The 687-nt window shown below is 30.0% G+C and carries 1 protein-coding gene; it reads left to right on the top strand.

Features of this window, described 5'->3' with window-relative positions:
- The first annotated feature begins 222 nt into the window (after nt 1-222).
- Nucleotides 223-468 (top strand): preprotein translocase subunit SecG, encoded by a 246-nt coding sequence (secG, locus tag ACW2QF_RS19045; protein WP_455717597.1) that lies wholly within the window; start codon nt 223-225, stop codon nt 466-468.
- The last annotated feature ends 219 nt before the right edge of the window (nt 469-687 follow it).

Genomic DNA, 687 nt, shown 5'->3' with positions numbered 1-687 from the left:
ATTAATCGAAATGATGGGAATGACAAAACCAGCTGATATGACTGGAAAATCATTATTAATTAAGAAATAAGTATATTTATATAAAGGGTTGCAATTGTTATCAAACTGCAACCCTTTATGACGATGAAATATATGTTGAAAATCTGTAATTATTATGGTAGAATTAGACTAAATGTTTAGTGACTAGTTGCTATTCAGAAGACTATTTAGGAGGTGTAATCGATGGCGACATTAAAAGTTGTTTTAACTATTATATATGCGATAATTTGTATTGCATTGACAATTGTTGTACTTATGCAAGAAGGTAAATCAGCTGGTCTAACAGGAGCAATCAGTGGTGTAGCTGACACATACTGGGGTAAGAACAAAGGACGTTCTATGGAAGGAAAGATGGAAAAAGGTACGAAAATCTTAGCTGTTTCATTCATTCTTCTATCAATTGTTCTTAACTTAAATCTTAATTGGTAATTGTAGCGAATGATCTTATAGTAATATGGGACAAGTCATTATCCATAAAGAGAATCCTTCATCTTCAATAATGAGATGAAGGATTTTTTTCTGACAATTTGATAAAATGTTGGAAGATTAATAAAAACGTAGTATAATATAGCTAATAAGAATTGATTATATTTGATTGGTTAGCGATTGTTTTACTAGAGCTAAGTATTACATATCATTGGTAAGTAT

Source organism: Anaerosporobacter sp., from assembly GCF_965301125.1.
This window is presented reverse-complemented; position numbering and strand designations above follow the sequence as displayed.

Excerpts from the sequence above, each read along its gene's own strand:
- secG (WP_455717597.1), top strand. The coding sequence starts at position 223 with ATGGCGACATTAAAAGTTGTTTTAACTATTATATATGCGATAATTTGT.